General features: G+C 40.9%; 19 protein-coding genes. 3 read left to right on the forward strand and 16 right to left on the reverse strand.

What is annotated here, in order from left to right:
- Positions 1–450: 450 nt before the first annotated feature.
- The 16 genes from ACU6U9_RS03215 to ACU6U9_RS03290 all read right to left on the reverse strand — a co-directional run bounded on the left by ACU6U9_RS03215 (position 451) and on the right by ACU6U9_RS03290 (position 18,496).
- The gene (locus tag ACU6U9_RS03215; RefSeq protein ID WP_446733646.1) at positions 451–1,602 is read right to left on the reverse strand and encodes an ABC transporter substrate-binding protein; all 1,152 of its coding nucleotides are present in this window, start codon (positions 1,600–1,602) and stop codon (positions 451–453) included.
- A gap of 414 nt (positions 1,603–2,016) precedes the next feature.
- Positions 2,017–4,554, reverse strand: coding sequence for a beta-ketoacyl synthase N-terminal-like domain-containing protein (locus tag ACU6U9_RS03220; protein ID WP_446733647.1), 2,538 nt, complete (start codon positions 4,552–4,554; stop codon positions 2,017–2,019).
- Between the two features lie 8 nt (positions 4,555–4,562).
- Positions 4,563–5,345 carry an SDR family oxidoreductase gene (locus ACU6U9_RS03225; RefSeq protein WP_446733648.1) on the reverse strand — a complete coding sequence of 261 codons (783 nt, stop codon included), beginning with the start codon at positions 5,343–5,345 and terminating at the stop codon, positions 4,563–4,565.
- A gap of 2 nt (positions 5,346–5,347) precedes the next feature.
- The gene (locus ACU6U9_RS03230) at positions 5,348–6,376 is read right to left on the reverse strand and encodes a hypothetical protein (RefSeq protein WP_446733649.1); all 1,029 of its coding nucleotides are present in this window, start codon (positions 6,374–6,376) and stop codon (positions 5,348–5,350) included.
- Complete coding sequence (locus ACU6U9_RS03235; RefSeq protein WP_446733650.1) at positions 6,369–7,616, reverse strand: beta-ketoacyl synthase N-terminal-like domain-containing protein; 1,248 nt, start codon at positions 7,614–7,616, stop codon at positions 6,369–6,371. The genes ACU6U9_RS03230 and ACU6U9_RS03235 overlap by 8 nt, the downstream gene beginning before the upstream one ends.
- 1 nt (position 7,617) lies before the next feature.
- On the reverse strand, positions 7,618–10,107 hold the full coding sequence (locus ACU6U9_RS03240) for a beta-ketoacyl-[acyl-carrier-protein] synthase family protein (protein WP_446733651.1): 2,490 nt from the start codon (positions 10,105–10,107) through the stop codon (positions 7,618–7,620).
- A 77-nt stretch (positions 10,108–10,184) separates the two neighbouring features.
- Positions 10,185–11,363: a glycine cleavage T C-terminal barrel domain-containing protein gene (locus ACU6U9_RS03245; RefSeq protein ID WP_446733652.1), complete on the reverse strand. Its 1,179-nt coding sequence runs from the start codon at positions 11,361–11,363 to the stop codon at positions 10,185–10,187.
- 13 nt (positions 11,364–11,376) lie between these two features.
- On the reverse strand, positions 11,377–11,673 hold the full coding sequence (locus ACU6U9_RS03250) for an acyl carrier protein (RefSeq protein WP_446733653.1): 297 nt from the start codon (positions 11,671–11,673) through the stop codon (positions 11,377–11,379).
- A gap of 14 nt (positions 11,674–11,687) precedes the next feature.
- Complete coding sequence (locus ACU6U9_RS03255) at positions 11,688–12,317, reverse strand: 3-hydroxyacyl-ACP dehydratase FabZ family protein (protein ID WP_446733654.1); 630 nt, start codon at positions 12,315–12,317, stop codon at positions 11,688–11,690.
- Positions 12,318–12,332: 15 nt separating this feature from the next.
- Positions 12,333–13,091, reverse strand: coding sequence for a 3-oxoacyl-ACP reductase family protein (locus ACU6U9_RS03260; protein ID WP_446733655.1), 759 nt, complete (start codon positions 13,089–13,091; stop codon positions 12,333–12,335).
- 17 nt (positions 13,092–13,108) lie between these two features.
- Positions 13,109–13,567, reverse strand: coding sequence for a holo-ACP synthase (gene acpS, locus ACU6U9_RS03265; RefSeq protein ID WP_446733656.1), 459 nt, complete (start codon positions 13,565–13,567; stop codon positions 13,109–13,111).
- Entirely contained in the window at positions 13,564–14,628 is a 1,065-nt protein-coding gene (locus ACU6U9_RS03270; RefSeq protein WP_446733657.1) for a hypothetical protein, read from the reverse strand. Before ACU6U9_RS03270 ends, acpS begins: the two co-directional genes overlap by 4 nt.
- Complete coding sequence (locus ACU6U9_RS03275) at positions 14,629–15,585, reverse strand: ACP S-malonyltransferase (protein WP_446733658.1); 957 nt, start codon at positions 15,583–15,585, stop codon at positions 14,629–14,631.
- A gap of 433 nt (positions 15,586–16,018) precedes the next feature.
- Entirely contained in the window at positions 16,019–16,306 is a 288-nt protein-coding gene (locus ACU6U9_RS03280) for a hypothetical protein (protein WP_446733659.1), read from the reverse strand.
- A gap of 251 nt (positions 16,307–16,557) precedes the next feature.
- On the reverse strand, positions 16,558–17,301 hold the full coding sequence (gene sfsA, locus ACU6U9_RS03285; protein ID WP_446733660.1) for a DNA/RNA nuclease SfsA: 744 nt from the start codon (positions 17,299–17,301) through the stop codon (positions 16,558–16,560).
- A gap of 10 nt (positions 17,302–17,311) precedes the next feature.
- Positions 17,312–18,496 (reverse strand): pyridoxal phosphate-dependent aminotransferase, encoded by a 1,185-nt coding sequence (locus ACU6U9_RS03290; RefSeq protein WP_446733661.1) that lies wholly within the window; start codon positions 18,494–18,496, stop codon positions 17,312–17,314.
- A 192-nt stretch (positions 18,497–18,688) separates the two neighbouring features.
- Here ACU6U9_RS03290 and dksA point away from each other — a divergent pair, with 192 nt between their 5' ends.
- From dksA to ACU6U9_RS03305, 3 genes are all read left to right on the forward strand, one after another.
- Positions 18,689–19,126 carry an RNA polymerase-binding protein DksA gene (gene dksA, locus ACU6U9_RS03295; RefSeq protein ID WP_446733662.1) on the forward strand — a complete coding sequence of 146 codons (438 nt, stop codon included), beginning with the start codon at positions 18,689–18,691 and terminating at the stop codon, positions 19,124–19,126.
- Between the two features lie 57 nt (positions 19,127–19,183).
- On the forward strand, positions 19,184–20,062 hold the full coding sequence (gene gluQRS / locus ACU6U9_RS03300) for a tRNA glutamyl-Q(34) synthetase GluQRS (protein WP_446733663.1): 879 nt from the start codon (positions 19,184–19,186) through the stop codon (positions 20,060–20,062).
- Between the two features lie 259 nt (positions 20,063–20,321).
- Complete coding sequence (locus ACU6U9_RS03305; protein ID WP_446733664.1) at positions 20,322–23,261, forward strand: ATP-binding protein; 2,940 nt, start codon at positions 20,322–20,324, stop codon at positions 23,259–23,261.
- The last annotated feature ends 12 nt before the right edge of the window (positions 23,262–23,273 follow it).

Genomic DNA, 23,273 nt, shown 5'->3' on the forward strand with positions numbered 1-23,273 from the left:
CAAGCGGTATTGACTCAAGCACTCACAAGACTATTACCATCAAAGTGTAGGCCAATGTGACAAAAAGGCATGTCGCAGTAGTACCACTACTGACTCGCTATTGTCACAAAATAGTTATTCGCATTCTTTTAGATAAAGAAAAGGGAGGCCCATCAAAATAAAACACTCGTTTAGGGGGGTTAAATACGGCAAACAAAAGGGATATGAATTGAGATCCTTTTTTTCAAAAAAAAATAAATAATAAATAATTTATTTATATAAGCACGCTAGAAAATGACACTAAAAATGGTATAGACAAACGAAAAATAAACATATAAAGGAGAGAGTGATGTATTACGTAGGCATTAACGAAATAAAAGGTATCATAAAAATTCTATAAAAAAACCTTATTCAAACATTATAAGTGTTAATAAAAAATGCATGGTGCTATTTATTATTAACACTTTTTACTTATTCAGAGAACGAATTATAATCCCATTGCGCGGATTTCATTTTTGATTTGGTTTTTATCAGTCCAATTGCATTGAATGCATCTTGAACTTGTTCATTTAACATATCTAAGCGATAAGGAAATACCGGATTATTAAAAAAGTCGATATTGCCCTGTTTATCAACAAATTGAGCGTCGTAGTATAAATTTTCTATATCCAGTTGTGCCGTTTTGTCACCCAACAAAATATCAGCTGACACTTCTTGAAGTTCTGCTTTTTTGGCGCTGCTTAGATCCGTCATTAGGTTCTGTAGTGTTTTTGATGCACTCATCAAGGTCTGAACAAAGGCTTTTACTTCTGCTTTATTTTTTTCGAAATAATCCGATCTAACCACATACACATCTGCAATAATACGTCGAGCATACATGGTTGAAATAATCATCCTGGCCCCCCCAATAGAGCCATTTTTCCCTGTCCCGACTCGACGCCCTGATGTTAAACCGTATGCATCAGAGATAATCATAAAAGAGGCGTCAATATCATCAAGCTTTAATGCTTCAGCCGGTGAGTTAGGCGATAATGTTAAATCCGCCATCCACTTTAAATTGACATCACTCATTTTCAACCCAGCTTGGGTTAATAATGTGGTCATAAAATCAACATGAGGGCCATACGCTTGTATAGCAATGGTTTTACCTTTCAATTGATCTACACGCATAATATTATTTTTAGCAACTAGCGTATCACCACCCATTGACCATGTTAGTTGATAAATAACCACTGGCTTTGTTCTAGGGTCTTGCGTAATTAAATCCAACGCTTGATTACACATACCTATGGTGCACCGTAGATAGGGTGACGCACCAGACAGGTAGTCTTGCAGTTGTTTATCAAAGTTATCTTGTAAGACAAATTCATAATCTAACCCGGCTTTTGCCATAGGGCTGCCAGGCTGAGTACGAGTACTCATTCCATTGGCTAAAATGCTCACCATGTCGCCACCCCAAGTAATCATAGGAATGCGCATCGGGGTTGTTTCTTTCACTGGGCCAACAGTCGTGTCGATTCGATCCGCCAATGGTTGTGGTTGAATGAACTCTGGTGCGCAGAAAACATTGAATGTAAATAGCGGACTAAACAGTACAGCGAGCAATAAAGAGAAGCGAATCAAAACTTAATTCCTTTTTGAATATCTTAAAATATTCATACCATAAGCAATTTCAGTGCCTGATTGATTTTTCTCGCTCTTAGATTGTGCAAAGCGTGATTAAGTATGAAAAATTGCATTAATAAATTCAAATAAAATCATGTCAATTGAATTTATTTAGCCCCAACATATGGCCTAAAATATTTCAAAGCACCAAATGTGACCACTATTTCCATTAAAAGCACGATAAATAGTAAAAATAGTGCACGACTTAAATACAAGTAGCATCAATTGCGAGCAAGCATGTTTTATGATTCTCAGTATTGGGGTTATTTAAGGATTACAAAAAGTAGAATAGAACAGGTTATAAATAGAAAATAATATTAAATTGAAAAAGATGACGTAAAGCTGGCTTAACAGCCAGCTTTACTAATAACGCTAAGGTTTAGATAAAATAACAGCGTAACAATTACCCCCTTCATTCATACCAACAACAAGTGCATGGTTGACTATTTTTTCACGAGGGGCTTTCATGACTAAATCAAAATCATCTAGTAATGCATGCTGGCTGTTTTTGATAGGGTAAATAATATTATCTTCCATCGCTACAATCACGCCTTGTAAGTTCAAAGCACCACTGGCTGACTCGGCAAAACCAAAGTATGAATTAAAATTGGTATAAGGGATGCTACTCACAGCATCGCCTAATCCCATTTTCACACCATTTAATTCAGAAATATCAGCTTCTTTAAAGCCAAGACTGGTTCCGCATATCATATCTAACTGATTCGGGCTTAACTGGGACTCTTTTAATGCCGCTTCAATTGCGCTTGCTAACGCTTGTGAGCGTGTTTGACCATTTACGTTAAACTGATCACTGGCATTTGCACGACCATAACCCGCTACTTGTGCATAAATATGAGCGTCACGACTCAAAGCCGCATCTTTTGCTTCTAGCAAGACAAGCGCTGCGCCTTCACCCATAACATAACCAGAAGATGATTCATCGTAAGGTTTGAATGAGAGAGCATCAGATTGGTAATTAACCGCAGCATCATTACGGACCGCATTCATCACAAGCGAAAAACCAAGGGCTTGTTCGTCAGAACCACCTGCAAGCATATAAGGTTGCATGTTTTGTCGCACAACCTCATAACCTTGAATCAGTGCACCCAATGAGGCGTTGTGCCCCGTTGCTAAGGTCGTGTTGTAACCTCGCATGCCTTTTATCGTTGCGCAGCCTGAAGATACACTATTATAAAGTGCTTTTGGAAATTCAGAGGTACGCACATTACTTGGCTCTGGCTTCATACTTGAGAAGAAATTATCCATGGCCGTTTGCGGGCCTTTAGATAGGCCTAACACCATGCCAAATTCATCTTTATTTTGTTTGCCAATTTTTAAGTCTGCACTGGTTAATGTTGCTTCCAGTGCGGCCATTGTATACAAGGAGATAGGGTGCAACTTACGAGTATCAACACTGCGCAAAATTTTGCGCGCATTAAACGGGGCAACCTTATGAACGCGAAAGCTAAGCTCACCTAGATCGTTCGCTGGAAGATTACTTCGCATTTCACACAGTACACTCTCGCTTTGCGTCAACCAATGAAACGGTGATTCGTTATCGTTGTGCTGCAATTGGCAATGTATTTCGCTGGATTTATCAACTGATTCAGCAAGCCCCTGCTTGAAGGCATCGAAACCAATTCCAAGCGAACTGATTTGCCCCACACCTGTAATCACCACTTGTTTTTTGTTGTAACTTGAAACGGATTGGCTCGCAACTTTCATGGAACCAATCACACTGCAGTTATTACCACCAAATGCGTAATTGTTTTTCATAAACACGTTGACGTCTTGATCAATAAAATCATTCGCAACAACATTTAAATCAACATACTCACGAGGTGTCGAGAAATTTAATGTGGGTAATATTTTTTTCTCTGGTAACGTTACTAAACACGCAACCATTTCCATGACACCAGCGGCGCTGATGTTATGACCAAAGTACGATTTAGTAGAGCTAACGGGAACCCGTTTTTGACCAAATACTTTATTAACCGCGGCAGTTTCTGCGCGATCATTGGCTGATGTACCAGTACCATGCACATTAATGTATTCAATTTTCTTAGCACTGATACCGGCATGATCAAGCGCCAGCGACATCACCATGGTGGCACCTTCACCGCGAGGTTCAGGTGAGGTTTCATGGTAAGCATCGCATGATGTAGCGTAACCAAGTATTTCAGCGTATATGTGCGCGCCACGTGCCCTAGCAGACTCATAGCTTTCAAGTACTAATGCACCTGCGCCTTCACCAACTGACATACCAGGCTCTGCTGAGAATGGACTACAAGGACCATCAGCCATGGCATCTAATATTTTAAACCCAGAAAAAGTTGGCAGATAAAGCGGCTCGCTGCCAACAATTAATACTTGCTCGGTTTTGTTATTTTGAATGGCATCAAAACCTAATCCCAATGCATTGGTACTGGCAGTGCATGCGGTTGCAACCACATCATAACCACCACCTAATCCCAGTAAGTTAGTAATAATGGGCGCAGCCGCACCATAGTGACCCGTATTAGCGAGCATATCCATCGGCACCGCGTCGTCTGTAATCACGGGCATCAAGGGCTCTGTCGCTGCACCACTTACGGCAATCATCGCAGACATGGTCTGCAAACTGTTTGAACCCGCTAGCTTGGCGTCTTGCAATGCTTCAAGACCTACTTTATAGCCCCACAACGCAACCTTATCTAATTGTGAGACTAATTCAGTATCCAGTTCAGGATACTTAATAGGCTCTTTAATGTGTGCTGCATAACAGTTTTCAAAAAAACGATTGAATTCGTCACTGCTAGCAATGGCACTTTTACAATCAAACAAGCCTTGGGTAAAAGCTTGTTTATTTTGACCAATGGCAGAACAAATTCCAACACCAGTAATTACGATTCGCTTGCGTTGAGTTTTCATATCAAGCCTTACTCCAAAGTAATACCGCGATCAGCAAGAATAACGCTACCTTGAATGGCGCGTGATTTATCGGAGCATAAGAAACTAACAACACTCGCGATCTCTGATGGGTCCAATACAAAATCACGTTTACGAATTTCAAGCATGTGCATAAAGCCAGGCCAAACTTGCTCTAGCTGCTCAAACGTATCGGTTTTCACCAAACCACCACACACACCATTTACACGAATACCTTTATTATGTAGTTCGTAATCTAAATAACGTACCAAGTGCTCAAGTGCGGCTTTCATAACCCCCATAGGATAATGAGGCATAACACGACGACTACCCGTGCTCGTAATAAAGACAATACTGCCGCCTTCTTTCATCATCGGGATAACACCCTGCACACAACCCACGTTACCCACTAGGTTCGTATCGAGTAATATTTTCCAATCTTCTTTATTGAAATCTTGGAATTCTTTAAACGGTGTTTGTCCTGCATTTAAAATTAAGTAGTCAACTTGTTGAAAATCACTTTGTAAGCCTTTAAACATTTTTTCTACGTCACGGCGCACAGATAAATCACCGAGTACGCTACAAGCATAAACGCCTTTTTCTTCAGCATATTCGATTAGTTGTTTAACTTGAGCGGCACCTTTACCCACATTACGGCGGTGATTAATAATGACATTACAACCATCTTCAATCAGCTCTTTCACAATCGCAGCGCCAATACCGCGAGAGCCACCTGTAACAATAGCCGTTTTACCTTTAATATTATTTGGCAGTTGCCCTTGTGATAATTCCATTTTTATATCCTATTTTTATGATTATTTGTAAAGGTTAAATTCCATGCACTGCCATCTCGATCAATGCTATGAAGTAAACTGTCATGGCTTATTTCACTATGAATATGTTCATGTAAGACCTTAATTGCGTTAATATTGACAAAATCTCCCCATTCTTTATAAGCGTTAATTTGGCTAGCCTCAGGGTAAAGGTCTTTCAATAACATACTTTCTAATTGAGCAATCTCATCTCGACCATTCAAACCAAGGTAACATCTTTCAATATTAATATTTTCTTCTACTGCGCTATTTAAGCTCGGCAGCTCGAATACATTATCTGTTTTTAATGCGCTGTATGAATTTAAGCTATTTATATTTAACTTTAATTTTGGCTGACGCTTTTCATCCGCATCACTTGCTTCAACCACCAAAAAACCAGCTGATTCATTGATGGTATATTCATCTGATGATTTCTTAATTTTTATTTTATTACTGATTTGCCATTTTAATAACGACTGCATCTCAGTTAGATAAAGATAGCTATAAGATTGAAATACACCGCCAACGACAACAATGTCTAACTCACCAGATTGAATTAACGTACGTGCTAACTCGAGCGCTTGAAAGAAACCATTTCGCTCGCCTCTTAGGCGTACGCTATAACCGGTAATATTATGATTATTAAGTAAAAAGGCAGGAAACACATCTGACTGATACATTTCTTTAACTTGAAACTCTTTATTCATGAATGACGTAGGGCCATACATATTAAAATAAATAATCCCTATTCTTTGGCTTATCTTTTTATTTATTTTTCGATACAGGCCTGCATCTTTCATAGCGCACTCAAACGCTAGACTCACAGCATCTAGATGGCCACCTTGTGACTCTTTATCAAATTGATTGACATTCCAATATTGAATACCAGCAGTTTTTTCAACTTTTTCATATAAGGACTGTTCATATTTATTATTTAACCTAGGCACAAAAAGGCGCTTGCGCAAGCCTTTAACTAGGCCACTGCCACTAATGGAAATTGGATAATTAAGCATGATCAACTCTTTCCAATAGACAACTTACTATTGAGCCATCGATACCAATACTGTTTTTCAAAAGGTATTGAATATCTGCTTGGCATTCTTCAAATACAAAATTCATGTCTAGCGTTAAATCTAAATTCCCCTTCGAGCGCATAGGAATAATACGATTATTTTTAAATGCATCATTGGCTAAAATAAGATCAAAACCACCCGATGCAGATAGCATATAGCCTGTTTGTTCGGTGTAACTTACGATCTTCGCTTTATGAGAAGAAAATAATTGAGATAAAGCTGAAGCTTCAGATTGGTCACTGGCAGTAATACCATTGCCATGTGGATAAATTAAATCCACATCTTCTGCCAGTACCCCTGCTTTATCTAGAGCATCTTGCATTGTCTGAGAAATTGAACGAAATGAAACATCTAAGCTAGCAGAGTGGGCAGAACCTGATAAAGCCCGTTTAGAACTCATGGCTTTAATTGCAAAATTCGGTGTCTGACTTTGATGAGTATCATCTAAACGTTCTAGCAATATTCCTGCAACACCATATGCTGGCATTAAGCCATCACTGTCTTTTGAAAACGGTAAAGAGGCTTGCTTTGCCATGATATTAAGACCCGACATAAACAAAATATCGAACTTTGAAACCTCTTGCCACGACAACACTAAAGCACGGTCTATTTCACCGCTTTGCAGCATTGCAATAGCTGGGATCATTGCGTTCAAAGCAGACGAACATGCCGACGAAACCGTTAAAATAGGGTTTGGTAATTTAAAGTACTCAGCATAAGGCTGCGTTAGAGTATCGTTCCTAAAACTATCAGCATGTAAGTCAGTGATTTTTTTATTCAATAATAAATCAACAGCTGCATTACTATGCAGCTCTCGAATAAATGAAATTAAATCAGGGTGATTGCCAGATGAACCCCAAAATACTCGCGTACTTTTTTGTGCAAGTATTTCAGCATCTAATTTTGCATCTGCTAATACCTGCTCTGTCACATTAACCAGCGCAGCTACTTTTTCATTTTCAATGCTTTTATATTTTTTTGATAACTCTTTACGCGCATTTTCTAATGGCGCATATTTTACATCATGCTCAAATCCAAATAGAGATTTGAGCATCTTGTTTTCAAAAACAGGCTGCAGATTAACAAACTTACCCTGAGCTAAATTATTTAATAGCTCAGAACTTGTTTGTGCAAAATCAGATAAGCAACCAGTCCCTGTTACTACAACCTTGGAGTACAAGCTAAGCTCCTTTTTTAACGATCAAAGCATAGCAGTTACCGCCTTCTGACATACCCGTCACAAGTGCATATTTTATTTCCGCTTCGACAACACTACCCGTCACATAATTTAATCCAGCAACAGAAAACTCAGTGGTATTCAATATTGGATAAACTAAATTATCCTTCATACCATGAATCACAGCCGTTAAATTAAGTAAGCCACCAGAGGCTTCAACAAAACCAAAGTAGCCATTGTAATTGGTAAGCGGAACCGATGCGCTATGATCACCAAGTGCAAGCTTAATACCATTGAGCTCCATGCTCGTGGCATATTCACCGGCCCATGTCGTGCCACACACCATATCAATATCTTGTGCAGATAAATTGGCTTCTTTTAATGCCATATTGATGGCATCGGCCATTGGTTGTGCCGTTGTATTTTCGTTAAAATAAAACTGATCACAACTTCTACCATAACCCATGATTTCAGCATGAATATGCACACCACGTTCAACAGCACTGTCATGAGATTCTAAGAAGACACAACCCGCGCCTTCACCCATAACATAACCTTTATTCTCTTTTGCATAGGCTTGATAGCTGTTATCAGTATTTTCATAATTGAAATCTTCATTACCCAGCAACATCAATGGCGAAAATCCAAGTGAATCTTCATCAGCGGCACCTGCCAGCATATAATTTTGCAGGTTTTGACGAATAACCTCGTAGCCTTGAAAGACAGCACCAAAACCTGCATTAACACCTGATGATAACGTTGTGTTGTAACCCTTTATACCCTTCGCAATTGCACATTGGGTGGCAATAGAGTTCATCAGTGACATAGCAAATTCACTGGTACGAACATTATTAGGATCAGGCGATAAACTCTCACACAAACGTGTAATCGTGCTAGTTGGGCCTTTTGATATACCCATGATCATGCCGATTTCTTCGCGGGCAGTTTTGGCAACTTTATAATCAGCCGATTTAAGTGCCTGCTCTAATGCAACCAGAGCGTACAATGAGATATTATTTAATTTCTTCGCATCAATACTGCGTAATACCTTTCTCGCATTAAATGGCTTAACCATATGGCAGCGATAATGCAGCATTTTATTTTCATCAAGTGGTAATAGCTTGGCTTCTTCGTCGTTAAGCTCCACTTTCATTTCGCGCGGCATTGGCACCGCACCACCTTCATTCAAGCCCAGTGCAAATTCACTGTTACTCGTACCCAGCGAACTCACTGAGCCCATACCCGTAATCACAACACGTTGAGGTTTAAATTCGGTTTGTTTGATTGACCCTGGTTTAGTCGATACAACTAAACATGAATTGTTACCACCAAATGCATAATTATTTTTAAGAAAAACATTGACATCTTTTTCGCGAAAATCATTAGGTACACAATCAATATCGGCATAGGTACGTGCTTCACCAAAATTCAATGTAGGTAGGATTTTCTTTTCAGGCAGTGTCACTAAGCAGGCAATTAACTCCATAATACCGGCCGAACCAATATTATGCCCAAAGTAAGATTTGGTTGAACTAATAGGCGGTGTTGTGCCTTCACCAAATACTTTTTTAATGGCTAACGCTTCTGAACGGTCATTCGCATCTGTGCCTGTACCATGGGCATTAACATAATCTACATCCTCAGGTTTTAGGCCTGCGTTAGCAATTGCTGTACGCATAACCCAAGAAGAGCCGTCTGCTTTAGGGTCTGGTGCTGTCTCATGATATGCATCACTGCTGGTCGCATAACCTAGTAATTCGCCATAAATTTTTGCACCACGGGCTTTCGCGTGTTCGTACTCTTCAACAATGACCGCACCAGCACCTTCGCCAATAGACATTCCTGGCTGATTGGAATAAGGCGTACATGGGCCGTCAGCCATGGCTTTAAGCGCATAAAAGCCTGCAAAAGTGGGTACATATAAAGGCTCTGATCCTAATGCCATCATGACATCACCTTTATTATTTTGAATCGCATCAAACGCTAAACCAATCGCATTCGGGCTAGCTGTACATGCTGTTGCTACTAATTCGTAACCACCACCAATTTTTAATAACGATGAAACTAATGGGCAAATACTGGCATAACTGCCCGAATATTTGACCATGTCCAAATTGGTTTCTTCTGGTTTATTCATAATGAATGGAAGATAAGCTTCGGTTCCAGCGGCTGAAACACCCACCATCAATCCCATTTTTTTCTTTAAATCACTGTCAAGTAAACCACCATCTTCAAGCGCTTCTCGTCCCACACGATAGCCCCACAAAGCACCCTTATCTAACTTAGTAATTAAGTCAGGGTCTAAACCTGGGTAGTCTACTTCACCTTTAATTTCAGATGCGTACGCACCTGCAAAATATTCACTGTAGGTTTCACTTGGCTCGATACCTACTTTCTTATCTAGCAGGCCTTGTTTGAATTCAGGAACATTTCGACCAATTGAGGATAAGACCCCCATTCCTGTAATCACTACTCGTTTACGTATATTGGTCATGGCACACCTAAAATTTTTACTTGATGAATATGATGAATTAAAGCCAGCAGATCATCCTAACCCACTGGCTTTAATTATTAGGCTTCCGCTTTTTTCGCTTCGAGTTGCTCAAGCATATTGCGGAATTTATCTGGATTCACGAAGCTGTTTTCATTCGGGTTTATCAGCATGCTGTGATTCTTAATAAACGGTGTTGCCGTTGTTGAAATTTTACGTTCAACGCCATCGGCCGTTTTAATGACATAAGCATCAATACCAGCATAAGCATATGCCTCATCGATAAAGGCCTGTGCTATTACTTTCTTCAAGCTAGGCGAGTATCCAGATACCACTAGTTTGCCGATTTCTTCACCATTACAGAAAATTGCATCACCTGAACCAATGGCTTTTACTTCGCCTTCTTGCTCAAGTACCACACCCACAATTTTTTTCGTAAGTGCTTGATCACGTTTTTCTAATAAGCTTTCACGACCAAAGAATTCGTCTTTGTCGTAACGTACCATCCACTGTAATTGCAATTCACGCGGGTCACGTGACACGCTGCCGTTACCTGTAGGTGAAAAGTATGGGTTTTCTAAACGTGTTAGTTCATGCAGTGCTAGGCCTGCTTTTACTAGCTCGTAACGCATGCCTTTTTCTTCGATTTCTTTCCACAATGCTTCGGCTTCTTGCACCGGTAAAATTACTTTATAGCTAAACTCACCGTGCTTACCACCACGTAGTAGATAGGTGTCGTCTTCTAAGGCAATAAAGCCTAGGAAAGGGATACCAATTACATCCATGCCGTAAATTTCTTTTGCAAGTTCCCAGCTATATGGACCTTCCATTGCAACAATCGCATGAGATTGAGTTAAAGACGTCATTTCTACATCTTCAAAGTCACCCATTCGTTCTTGGAATAAGCTCATTAGGGTTGCGTCATCTACGTGCTCAGCCAATACCACATAGCTATCATCATCATTCATGATGTAAACGTCAGTAATGATGTTACCGGCTTCATCAAGTAATACCGTGTAAAGGGTCTGCTCGTCGCGTATTTCAGCAACGTCACCAGCAACTGCAACATCTAATACATCAAATGCTTCATCGCCTTCGATTTTTAATTTTGAGTAATGACTATAATCTGACAGCGCGACATTATGACGAAGCGCATAGTATTCTTTATCAAGGTCACTATATTGCTTAGGTACTTCAATACCGTTTACGCTCGTGACATCTTTTGCTTGTTCTTTATGTAATGCTAATAATCCGTTCATTGTATTCTCCTTATTAAGCGGCTTCAGTTGCGCGTTTACGTTCTAAGATAAAATCAACCAATTGGTTAATGTTGCGCATAAAAGAAGGGTCAGTACCCTCTTCTACTTTGATTCCAAAGCTCATATCCAACATTACAACCACTTCTGTGGCATCTACGCTATCTAGTTTCAATCCGCTACCAAAAAGCGGCGTATCTTCATCAATATCCTGCGGCTCTTGATATAAGTTCAAACGCTCGATTAGAACTTTCTTAACTTCGTCTAATACAGCTTTACGCTCATCTATAATATTTTTAAGTGCTTCTTGCATGATGTATCTCCTAGTTAGATAGATTCTTCTGTTTCTAATTTGTCTTCTTTAACACCGAAGCCGGTAGTAAGTTGTCGCCAATTTGACATACGACCTGAACATACAATTTTTTTGCCTACACGTGCTTCAACATTAAAGTGGTTAAAACCAGCACTATCGACTAAAAACAATTCACTAGTCAGCTCTAATACGTCACCAGGATATACAACTCCACGAAATTTCAGGTCTTGTGACGCTAAAAAACCCATCAAATTTTCGCTGATTTTTTTAACTCGTGCGACGCCTTCAGGGCAATGTATTGCACCTTTAAGTTCATGCAAGTCTTCTAAATCGTTACCCGTTTCTTTTTTATAATCTTCGATAAACGAAAGAATGACATTCATGTATTCACTTGTCTGACCAAATGTTTCAGCAATCAAAACGCCAGGCATAACTGGAAAGCCAGGAAAGTGACCAGTAAAATGAGGCTCATTCGCGGCCACTGTTTTAATACTGGTTATCTTTGGTCTTTCACCATTTTTAAAATTAATAATTTTATCGACCATCATGAATGGCTGGCGAAACAATGCTAACTTTTGCAGCATAAAAGGCTCAATAAGAACAAAGTCCTTAGCGACCTTTTTTTTACGTATTACCGTCGTCATAAAATACCTTTTTCCTTAACGCATTATTAAGCCACCGTCAGCCACAATAGTTTGGCCGACGATATAACTTGAATCTTCTGATGCTAAAAACGAAATTACTTTAGCAATTTCACTTGGCTGACCCAAACGATTAACAGGGATACTGGATAACGTTTGCTTCATGATGTTTCGAGGTATGCGCTTAACCATGCTTGATTCAATCAAACCTGGGGCTATGGTATTAACGCGAATATTTTTAGGCGCAAGCTCTGCCGCAATCGTACGACCAAATGCAATCACTGCACCTTTAGCAGAACTATAATTCGCTTGGCCAAATGAGTTAGTCACACCCGCGATAGAGGAAATATTAATGACAACGCCAGAACGGTTACGGTACATATTATCAACCGCTGCTTTCGTGCAATAAAAAGTACCAAATAAATTGGTTTGAACAACATCTTCAAACTCTTCATCTTTCATTGTGGTAAATAGGTTATCTTTATAGATGCCGGCATTGTTAACTAAAATATCGATACAGCCTTCTGTTTCAACAATATTTTCGACCAATGCCTTCACTTGTTGCTTATCTTGAATATTACATTGCTTCGCAACAGCACTCTTACTGCCTTGTTCAAGCTCAGAAATAATCTGATCTGCCTGTTCTTTTGAACTGTTATAGGTGAAATACACTCGACAACCTTGTCTCGCTAGCTCTTTAATTGCTGCTTGACCAATATCACCACTACCACCGGTAATTAAGGCAACCTTGCCTTCTAGATCTTCATATCTCGCCATGATTAACTCCTCTTACTTTAGATTCGACACAACATCACAATGGCGACTGCATTTTCGCCCTCGTGGCTAATAGACACATGAGAATAATTCACATTTTTTTCTTGCATATACTCATAAAACTTTCCGGACAATTTAAGTACTGGCCGACCATCATCGCCAGATTCAAGTTCGATATCTTTAAACGAAATTGAATATCGAAATCCTGTACCCAATGCTTTGACGGCCGCTTCTTTCGCGGCCCAACAAGCACTGTAACGTTCGAATTTTTTCTCTGCGCTTTCACAGTATTCTTGCTCATTTTTGGTATAAACAAGGTTTAAAAATTTTTCACCACTGCGATTGATGGCTAACTTCATTCGCTCAATTGATGCAATATCCACCCCAACACCATATACGCCACAACTCACTTCAGGCGGCAGCTCAGTTATCATGTCTTCGACTGATAACTCTGTGTCTGTCATCATTACACTCTTCATGCTGGCACCTCCTTTTGTTTGCTTAAGTCCATGTAACCTTGTTGTAGATCTTCTCTGCCATGGTATTGAACAACCTGCTTGATAGAATTAATCAGCATGTGGTTCCTTAGGTAGATATAGCTAACCATCCAAACAATTTGTGCAGTGAATAAAAAGGCATAAAACCAATCTTTATAAAGCGACATAAATAGAGTCGCTATAACCACCTGCACAACAACAATTAACAACCACCAACCAATTAATGAAAACTTCTTTACCTTATAACTGTCTTTTATGTCTGTTTTATTTAAATGAAACCCATCATCACTAAGATCAGTCATTTTTATTAGTTTTGAATTGAGCCCTCCAATGACATAACTCATTGGGTTAGAGTGAGCACTCAATAAAAGTAACAGCGTAGTAATTGATATTGTTACCAACATCGTAACCCAAGCCACATCAAGCGATGCACTCTGAACAGAGTTCAATGGACTAATAATTGCGAAGTTTAATAATAAAAAGCACAAAGCTTCTGGGTATAAATAAAACGTTTTAACATAACCTTTCATCGTAAGGCTTTCACAATTTGCCTCTTCTGATGAATATGAGCGATAAAATACATCCGCCGTTATCAGCAAAATAGAAAACAAAGTAAGCGGAAAAACAAACGCACCAATTAACCATAAAATCGAGAGGTGAACACTAAATGCGTAAGGAACCAAGAAATACGAGATGGCAAAAACAAGACCAGAAGACAAGATAGAAAGAAAAAATGATACTCTAAACGGTTTTTCTAGAAAGCCCTTATAGGTAGGCTTATCTTCAAAACTTTTTTTATCTTTTTCATCAATCTTGAATTTATTCGAGTAAATAGCATAAGGCCAAATACTCCACAGGTCCTTTATCATGCGAAAAGAGGCGGTAAAACACAGCGCTGTAAAAAACAGAGCAATCGCCAATACATCGTTTTCATTCACTCGTAGCGTTAACAAACCAACCAAGACAGCAGCGATCACACTGTAAATAAAGGCAGGTATTAATGCTGAAAAAAGCAAATAAATTTTGTAAGGTATGGCCGCCATTTATCCACCTAGCCTTTCAACATCCTGGATCGTTTCAACATGCTCTATGGTAAAATCAGACGTATCATCTGCAATTGACTCAAGTAATCGACTTAAAACCTTTTTAGGGCCTACCTCTATAAATTTACGATGCCCTTTATTTATCAAACCCTCTATGGATTCACGCCATCTCACCATACCCGTAATATGAGACACTAAGTGCTCTTGAATATTTGCTACATTCACACAAGGCTGTGCCGTCATGTTATTGATGTACGTGATACTCGGCGGCTGCATCTCAATAGCCATAATTGACTTATGGAATTCTTCGACACATCCTTGCATTAGCATGCTATGCCAAGCGCCACTCACTGGTAATTTAATGGCTTCAATATTGTTTTCAGCGCAGTAAGTTAAAATCGGCGACATCGCTGATTTTTCACCTGAAATAACCTGTTGACGCAGGCTATTATCATTTGCAATGACGACTGCATTATTTTCAGTCATTTGGTTTAATAAGTGATTTAATTCTTCAGGCGGGAAATTTTTAATTGCATACATTTGACCTTTTTTTAGCTTGGCTTCTCGCTGCATCAAGGTGCCACGCTCATATGATGCTTTCAGTGCACCTTCTACTGTCAAACATCCTGCAATTTGTAGCGCACTGTATTCACCGACAGAGTGGCCAAGGACAACACTTGGCTTTATGTTTGTATTAGAAAAAAGATGATGCGCGGTGGCAAGATTAGTCGCTGTCATAGCGATCTGTAAATTATCTGTATTACTTAATTTACTGATGGGACCATTAAAACAAAGTTTTGTAATGTCTTTTTGAGCAATGTCATTTACTAAGTCGTAAATGTCTCGGCAATTTTTTGATTGCGAGTAGAAGTCTTTCCCCATTCCGACAAATTGGGATCCTTGTCCTGGGAACATAATTACCCATTGATCTTCTACAGGTATGCTTTCGCAGTTCATCCCTAATCGCCTCTTTATTATTACTTATTTTTGGTGAGATTGTATTTAAGAATCAAGTTGACGCAGCGAGTCTAAACACTCTGAACAACTTAGGACAACTCATTTTTTTAAGAAAAAAGTGACTATTTTTTGACTATTTTTTTAATGATTTCTACGTTATGACGGGATTGGACTAAGCCAATGTATTTACTAAAAAAGGAGTGATGCAGATAAAGACTGGCTACTATCAAGAGCTTCAACCTTAAACATGTCTTTTTACGTCTAATACCACTATGAGAACAATAAACAACCACTACTAGTCATTTATGATTAGGGGAAACACGTCTAAGGATGTACAAAAAAAATATTATTTTTGAAACCGCTCATGTTTGACGGTTATTTTTTTAAAAATGGCGCATTTTCACTACTGGAAAATAAATTAAAACTTTTCAATTCATTCAATTACATCAGAACAAACATGAGATGAAAGTATGAGTCTCTCGAAATTTATTGGTCCTTTTTTCATGCGGTCATCAATGCAGTGCCAAAATTTTTCGTTGTTACTCTCAATATCTTGCATGCACATATGCTCTAAATCGCTTAGCTCACTTTGCAGCAATGGCTCTTGGCTTAAAATTGGGTTAAATAAATTATGACAATCCATAATTTGAGGCTGAGCGTGGGCGCTTAAACAGAGGCTTAAGGTTAATAACAATAAAACACGGTAAGAGTATCCAATCATGGTTGTTCTCCTTTGTTTTTATTATTGATGCCTTTTTATCGGCATACCTTATATTTAGACTACATTTTCAATTACCGCAAAAATAAAACAAAAAAAGCAACCAGTGGTTGCTTAAAGGTTGCATTTAATGGCCTAAATATCATTTAACGATTTATTTTCTCTTTATTAACCTTTTATTTTTAATAAATGCTTTTATTCAACATTAATTATTTAGATCTAATTACTGACGACACAAATAAAATGAATCTAAGTTATAAAACAACTGGTAATTTGTTCTTAATAAATATTTCATTTTCATTAATATGGCTAGCATATGCTAGTATTTCAACGCCTTTTTCTGCCGCTTCTCGTAACAACTCGCCATAGACTTTATCAATATGATCCGCCGGCTTTACTTGCGTAATGCCGGTATGGTTCACACAAAAGAAAATAACACCGCGATGCCCCAATTCAACCATACGCATTAGCTCACGCAAGTGCTTGCTTGCACGGTCGCTCACGCTATCAGGGAAATAACCAATACCTTCATTGGTATCACCCTCTTCATTTGGTACACCATTTTTTGTTTTCTCTAGTAACGTGGTGTTTTTAACCTCAACATAAATGTCTTTTTCACCACCCGTCAATAATATATCAATACGACTTTTTTCATCGCCATAACGTACTTCTGTTTTAAGAACTTGGTAGTCCTGAAGTTCTTTGACTGAACCATTTTTGATGGATTCTACTGCTAAATGATTAGGCCTTGATGTATTGATGCATGCAACATGACCAGAAGGTGTTTCGGTTAATTCTAATGAGTGAGGGTATTTACGTTTTTCATTTTTACTGTCCCAATACCAAGCATCTCCGCCTTCTACATAGCAGTTTTTCATTGACCCAGTATTGGCACTATGTACCGTAAGTTCACTGCCATCAGGTAATGCAAGATCAACCATAAAACGCTTATAGCGTTTTATCCACTTGCCTTTTTTAAGAGGAAATTCAAATTTCATAATGTGTGTCTTATTTTGATGACGTGTCTTGTAAAAACTTACGTAAGCGTGAGATTGCTTTTTCCAGTATAGGAATATCACAGGTATAAGCAAAACGTACAAAGTGATGACCCTGTTGATGCCCAAAATCAATACCCGGCGTGATGGCTAAACCTGTTTGCTCCAGTAAGTCTAAGCAGAATTGCATACTATTTTGGCTATGTCGGTGATCTAAGCCACTAATATCCGCATAAATATAAAAAGCGCCACTCGGTTCAGCAGGAATATGAAATCCAAGCGCTTGTAATTGCGGCAGTAAAAAATCTAAGCGTTGCGAAAAAGTACCTTTACGCGATTCAAGCTCAGTAATCACTTCAGGCTGAAAAGCCGCAAGGGCGGCATATTGCGCTGGAGTATTAGGTGCCAGAAATAAGTTTTGCGCGAGTTTCTCCAAGCTGGGGATTGCCCACGTAGGTGCCACCAGCCAACCCAAGCGCCAACCTGTCATTGCAAAATATTTAGAGAAACTATTTATCACAAATACATCGTCGCCAAAATTAACGGCACTATGAGCCTGCTCATCGTCGTATGTCAGGCCGTGGTAAATCTCGTCCACCAGTAACATACCTTTCTTGCTACGTACTGCCATATGCAGGTCTTTTAACTGCTGAGACGACATGATTGAACCCGTTGGATTGGACGGCGTCGCCACTAATGCGCCCACCGTACTATCTTGCCAATACGCATCCACTTGTTCCGGAATAAGGTGAAAACCATCCTCAGGCCTTGTGGGCACTAAAATGCCATCCGCATTCACATTCGCTAAAAAATGACGATTACATGGATAACCAGGGTCCGTTAATAGCAATGTTTCACCTGGGTTAGTGAGCAAAGACGCCAATAACTGCAATGCCCCTGATGCACCGGGTGTAATAACGATTCGCTCAGGTTTAATTAGTTCGTCATAGCGCGATAAATAGAAGTCCGCGATGGCCTGCTTTAACTCCGGTAAACCGGTGGCAGCTGTGTAATGAGTGAGGCCCTTTTCAAGTGCATCAATACCTGCTTTTATGACCCCACTAGGGGTGTGAAAATCAGGCTCTCCCACCTCCAAATGGATGACATCTTTGCCGTCATTTTGCATGGATTTAGCCTTGGCTAAGAGGTCCATTACGTGAAATGGCTCAATTTGATTAAGCCGATTGGCTATTTTCATGGTACTTTCCGTTAGCTTTTTGCAGTATTCTCCTGATTTTTGAGCAAAGATCTGCATTTTTAAATAATAAAGTGGCGCACTGTATCGTTATCTGATAGCTTTTCGCCGCCAAAAAGACACGGTTCATGCTTGATATGAACCTGAAATGGAAACAAGATTGGCCTTTGGCCTGACAAGGTGAGGCAGAAACTTATGCCAGTAACAGAAGATAAATCATTTGCATTGTCTAACTTCGAACCCTACAAAGAGAAGAAGGGCGAAGAGTACATGGGTTCTGAAATGAAGACCCACTTCAAAATGATCCTTAACAACTGGAAACAGGAGTTAATGGAAGAAGCAGACCGCACCAAAATGCACATGCAGACTGACGCGGAGAATTACGCTGACCCTAACGACCGCGCTAGCCAAGAAGAAGAATTCAGTCTTGAGCTGCGCACACGTGACCGTGAGCGTAAGTTAATCAAAAAGATTGAGAAAACCGTCGAATTAATCGAAAAAGATGACTACGGCTATTGTGATACCTGTGGTATCGAAATCGGTGTTCGTCGTTTAGAAGCACGCCCAACTGCAGATCTATGCATCGACTGTAAAACCCTTGCCGAAATTAAAGAGCGTCAAATCGGCGGTTAATGCTAGAGGACATGGCCACGATAATAAGCACCTTACGAGGTGCTTATTTGTTTTCATATGAATAACATTCAAACGCCTTACATTGGTCGCTTTGCGCCGACCCCTACCGGTCCACTGCACTTTGGCTCTCTTGTGACAGCCTTAGCCAGTTATTTAGACGCTAAAGCCCACCAAGGCACTTGGTTGCTTCGTATTGAGGACCTCGACCCTCCACGGGAAGACCCTGCTGCCAGTAGCCGTATCCCAGAACAGTTAAGTCAACACGGTTTACACTGGGATGACGATATTCAATTCCAAAGCCAGCACTATGAGCACTATGAGCACGTATTAGCACAGCTTTCACGGTCTGGGTTTACGTTCCCCTGCCAGTGCTCTCGTAAGCAATTATTTCATAACCAAGGTCTACACCAAGGTATCTGCTCAGCACAACGCCTCGATACGCCCAGCGCCACTCGTTTACAGGTTCCTGATACCGTATTTGGCATACATGACCGTGTATTTGGCCATTACCAACAATCTCTTAGACACGATGTAGGCGATCAAGTACTCAAACGCAAAGACGGACTTTACGCCTACCAGTTGGCCGTCGTAGCCGATGACCATACATCGAACATTACCCATGTGGTCCGGGGGGTTGATCTTTTAGATAATACCCCGCGTCAGCTCTATCTCATGCAATGCCTTGATTATGAGGTGCCCCAGTACCTGCATGTGCCTTTAGCCATAAACAATCAAGGCCAAAAGCTGAGCAAACAAAACCATGCAACGGCAATTGAAGGCAAGGACGCAAAAAACAATGTACTGACTGCGCTGAGCTTTTTACAGCAAGATGTCACATCCGCTATGCGCACTTATTCTATTGATGATGCGCTCAAACAAGCCATTGAGAACTGGCAACCCAGTCGCATTCAACCTAACCATGCTGGCTTAATTTAGCCCTTAATGGCCATTTCGACCTTAAAGCTTGCCTGAAACTGTTACCCCCAGTAACATCACTGACCTATTTTCATACTGAGTCAGCCATGTACGTACATAGACTGATCTTAATTTTCGTCTTTGCCGCGTTTTTATTTTCACCCGTTGTGATTGACTGGTGGCTAGAACCTAAAGGCGCTTGGTATCGTCCATTTGCCCTCTGGCTGATCTTAATTGGCTTTTCTGTTTGGCTTCAATACTGGCAAGAGAAGGACAAGCTATGATCTTTAGCGTGGGCGCTTTGATCAGCATGATCTTGGCGTATTTGTTTACCCTATTCTTTACCGCTTACATGGTGGAAAAAAATTGGATACCCATGAAATGGGTCCGCCATCCTGCCATCTATGTGCTTTCGCTGGGGGTTTATGCCAGCGCTTGGGCCTTTTATGGCAGTGTCGGCTTGGCACAAGATTATGGCTATGGTTACCTCACTTACTATTTGGGCATCAGTGGCGCATTTGTCCTCGCGCCTGTTTTACTAAAACCCATACTGCGCATTACCAAAGATTATCAGCTGACATCCCTTGCCGATTTATTCGCGTTTCGCTTTCGCTCACGTGCGGCAGGCACCATCAGCACACTGGTTATGCTCGCAGCGGTACTGCCGCTCATTACTCTGCAAATCACAGCCGTTACCGACACCTTTAGCTTGCTCAACAACGAATTTGGCCGCATCGATATTGCCCTAGGCTACTGCGCAGTCATGACCGCCTTTGCCATTTTATTTGGCGCACGGCACGTTAGCCCCAGAGAAAAACATGAAAGCTTGGTATTCGCTATCGCTATCGAGTCATTAATTAAGCTTGTGGCCATTTGCATACTGGGCATAGCAGCCATGTATTTTGTATTTGATGGCCCTGGCGGCATGGACACATGGCTGCAAAGCAATCATAACAAGCTAACAAACATGCAACATTCGATTCAAGAAGGCCCGTGGCGCACACTGTTGTTGGTGTTCTTTGCTGCGGCATTAGTAATGCCGCACATGTTTCACATGGCGTTTACTGAAAACTCATCAACGCGCGCCTTAGGTTTTGCAAGCTGGGGCTTACCATTATTTTTATTGGTCATGGCCATTATGGTGCCGCCTATTTTGTGGGCCGGTATTTATTTAGAGGTGGACACGCCAGCCGAATACTTCGCAGTGGGCATCGGCTTAAAACTCGAAAACCCGTGGCTAGCGGCTATCGCGTTCACCGGTGGTTTGGCTGCTGCATCTGGCATCATGATTGTGACGACCATTGCGATGGCCGCCATGACGTTAAACCATATTGTCTTGCCCGCCTTTCAACCTAACCCCAAAAAAGACATGTACGCTTGGCTGCTATGGGTACGCCGCTGGCTCATTGTGGCGCTATTTGCAGCCAGTTATGGCTTTTACCGTTTTTTTGCTCAGGGCAAAGATTTAGCCGAGCTGGGAATTATTGCGTTTGTGGCCACATTGCAGTTCTTGCCTGGCGTGCTGGCCGTATTGTATTGGCCCTCTGCTAATCGCCAAGGCTTTGTAAGTGGCTTAGTGTGCGGCATGCTGGTATGGCTTTGGTCCATGCTACTGCCGCTACTGAACTATCAAACGCTAGACTGGTTACAGCCGTTTTTACCGCCAACGTCTCATGAGAATTGGTATTTGGCGGCCACCTCTTCGGTACTGGTCAACGCAGTTGTTTTTGTATTTGTCTCATTAATTAGCCCAACACGCCCAATTGAATCCAGCGCTGCAGAGGCGTGCTCAATTGACACGCTCAGTGCACCTCAGCGTAAAGAATTAGTTCATAACAACGCTGACGAATTTATTGCCTCCCTAAGTGAGCCTTTAGGTGAACAAGCTGCCAAACGCGAAGTTCAGCAAGCGCTGGAAGATTTAAGCCTCAAACTTTCAGAAAATCGCCCCTATCAATTACGTCGATTGCGCGGGCGAATTGAAGTCAACCTATCGGGCCTAATGGGTCCATCCGTTGCCCATAGTCTGGTCAATCAATGGTTGCCCTATAAATATTCAAGTGAACTGCAAGCCAGCCATGATATTCATTTTATTGAAAAAGGCTTAGAGGCCTACCACTCACGTCTAACCGGCTTAGCGGCTGAGCTTGATAGCTTGCGCCGTTTCCACCGCCAAACTCTAGAATCATTACCAATGGGAGCGTGTAGCCTAGGCAGTGACGGCGAAATACTGATGTGGAACAGCGCCCTTGTTGAGCAAACTCAAATCCCAGCCGATGATGTAGTAGGCAGCAAGCTCAGCAATTTAAGAGAGCCTTTACGTAGCTTGTTATTAGATTTTATTAATGATTCCAACAGTCATCTACATAAAAAGACCATCGAAGTGAGCGGTCGCCCACGCTGGATCAACCTACACAAAGGGATTTTAGAAAATCCAGAAAATCACGAATACGGTGGCCTAGTTATCTTGCTAGAAGATCAAACCGATACACAGTTGCTAGAAGAAGAACTTATCCACAGCGAGCGCCTCGCATCAATCGGCCGATTGGCCGCAGGTGTTGCCCATGAAATCGGCAACCCAATCACGGGAATCGCCTGTCTTGCGCAAGATATAAAATACGAAACAAACAACCCGCACTTACTCGAAATTGGCGAGCAAATTCTAGAGCAGACCCATCGGGTGACACGCATCGTGCAATCTCTGGTCAATTTTTCTCACACAGGCAATCACTTGCAGCACAAAGAGCAAGGCCCAGTGGACATGAAAGAATGCAGTCAAGATGCCATCGACTTATTGCTACTAAGTGACCGCACCCATGACATCCGCTTTGAAAATAACTGTGACGATCACTGCATCGTGCTGGGCGACGAACAACGCTTACAGCAAGTGTTCGTCAACTTATTGAGCAACGCGCGGGACGCAAGCCCAGCTGGTACCGTCATCCGCATCGAAAGCGAAATAGAAAAACACTCCATTACCATCAAAGTCATCGACCAAGGCTCAGGCATTGATGCCGACACCATCGAACAAATTTTTGAACCGTTCTTCACCACCAAAGAAGTTGGCAAAGGCACCGGCCTCGGCCTTTCTTTGGTGTACAGCATTATTGAAGAGCATTACGGACACATAAACATACACAGCCCTGCCGATGAAATTAAAGGCTCGGGGACGTGTGTGGTGATTAGCTTACCTCGATTCCAAGGCGAATCGAACGTATAAACAAGGAAATTC

Source organism: Pseudomonas sp. HK3 (genome assembly GCF_052920985.1).

Excerpts from the sequence above, each read along its gene's own strand:
- sfsA (WP_446733660.1), bottom strand. The coding sequence starts at position 17,301 with ATGAAATTTGAATTTCCTCTTAAAAAAGGCAAGTGGATAAAACGCTAT.
- ACU6U9_RS03225 (WP_446733648.1), bottom strand. The coding sequence starts at position 5,345 with ATGGAATTATCACAAGGGCAACTGCCAAATAATATTAAAGGTAAAACG.
- ACU6U9_RS03305 (WP_446733664.1), top strand. The coding sequence starts at position 20,322 with ATGATCTTTAGCGTGGGCGCTTTGATCAGCATGATCTTGGCGTATTTG.
- ACU6U9_RS03255 (WP_446733654.1), bottom strand. The coding sequence starts at position 12,317 with ATGACGACGGTAATACGTAAAAAAAAGGTCGCTAAGGACTTTGTTCTT.
- ACU6U9_RS03240 (WP_446733651.1), bottom strand. The coding sequence starts at position 10,107 with ATGACCAATATACGTAAACGAGTAGTGATTACAGGAATGGGGGTCTTA.
- ACU6U9_RS03290 (WP_446733661.1), bottom strand. The coding sequence starts at position 18,496 with ATGAAAATAGCCAATCGGCTTAATCAAATTGAGCCATTTCACGTAATG.
- ACU6U9_RS03275 (WP_446733658.1), bottom strand. The coding sequence starts at position 15,585 with ATGAACTGCGAAAGCATACCTGTAGAAGATCAATGGGTAATTATGTTC.
- ACU6U9_RS03230 (WP_446733649.1), bottom strand. The coding sequence starts at position 6,376 with ATGCTTAATTATCCAATTTCCATTAGTGGCAGTGGCCTAGTTAAAGGC.
- acpS (WP_446733656.1), bottom strand. The coding sequence starts at position 13,567 with ATGAAGAGTGTAATGATGACAGACACAGAGTTATCAGTCGAAGACATG.
- ACU6U9_RS03250 (WP_446733653.1), bottom strand. The coding sequence starts at position 11,673 with ATGCAAGAAGCACTTAAAAATATTATAGATGAGCGTAAAGCTGTATTA.
- ACU6U9_RS03245 (WP_446733652.1), bottom strand. The coding sequence starts at position 11,363 with ATGAACGGATTATTAGCATTACATAAAGAACAAGCAAAAGATGTCACG.
- ACU6U9_RS03260 (WP_446733655.1), bottom strand. The coding sequence starts at position 13,091 with ATGGCGAGATATGAAGATCTAGAAGGCAAGGTTGCCTTAATTACCGGT.
- dksA (WP_446733662.1), top strand. The coding sequence starts at position 18,689 with ATGCCAGTAACAGAAGATAAATCATTTGCATTGTCTAACTTCGAACCC.
- ACU6U9_RS03270 (WP_446733657.1), bottom strand. The coding sequence starts at position 14,628 with ATGGCGGCCATACCTTACAAAATTTATTTGCTTTTTTCAGCATTAATA.
- ACU6U9_RS03280 (WP_446733659.1), bottom strand. The coding sequence starts at position 16,306 with ATGATTGGATACTCTTACCGTGTTTTATTGTTATTAACCTTAAGCCTC.
- gluQRS (WP_446733663.1), top strand. The coding sequence starts at position 19,184 with ATGAATAACATTCAAACGCCTTACATTGGTCGCTTTGCGCCGACCCCT.
- ACU6U9_RS03220 (WP_446733647.1), bottom strand. The coding sequence starts at position 4,554 with ATGAAAACTCAACGCAAGCGAATCGTAATTACTGGTGTTGGAATTTGT.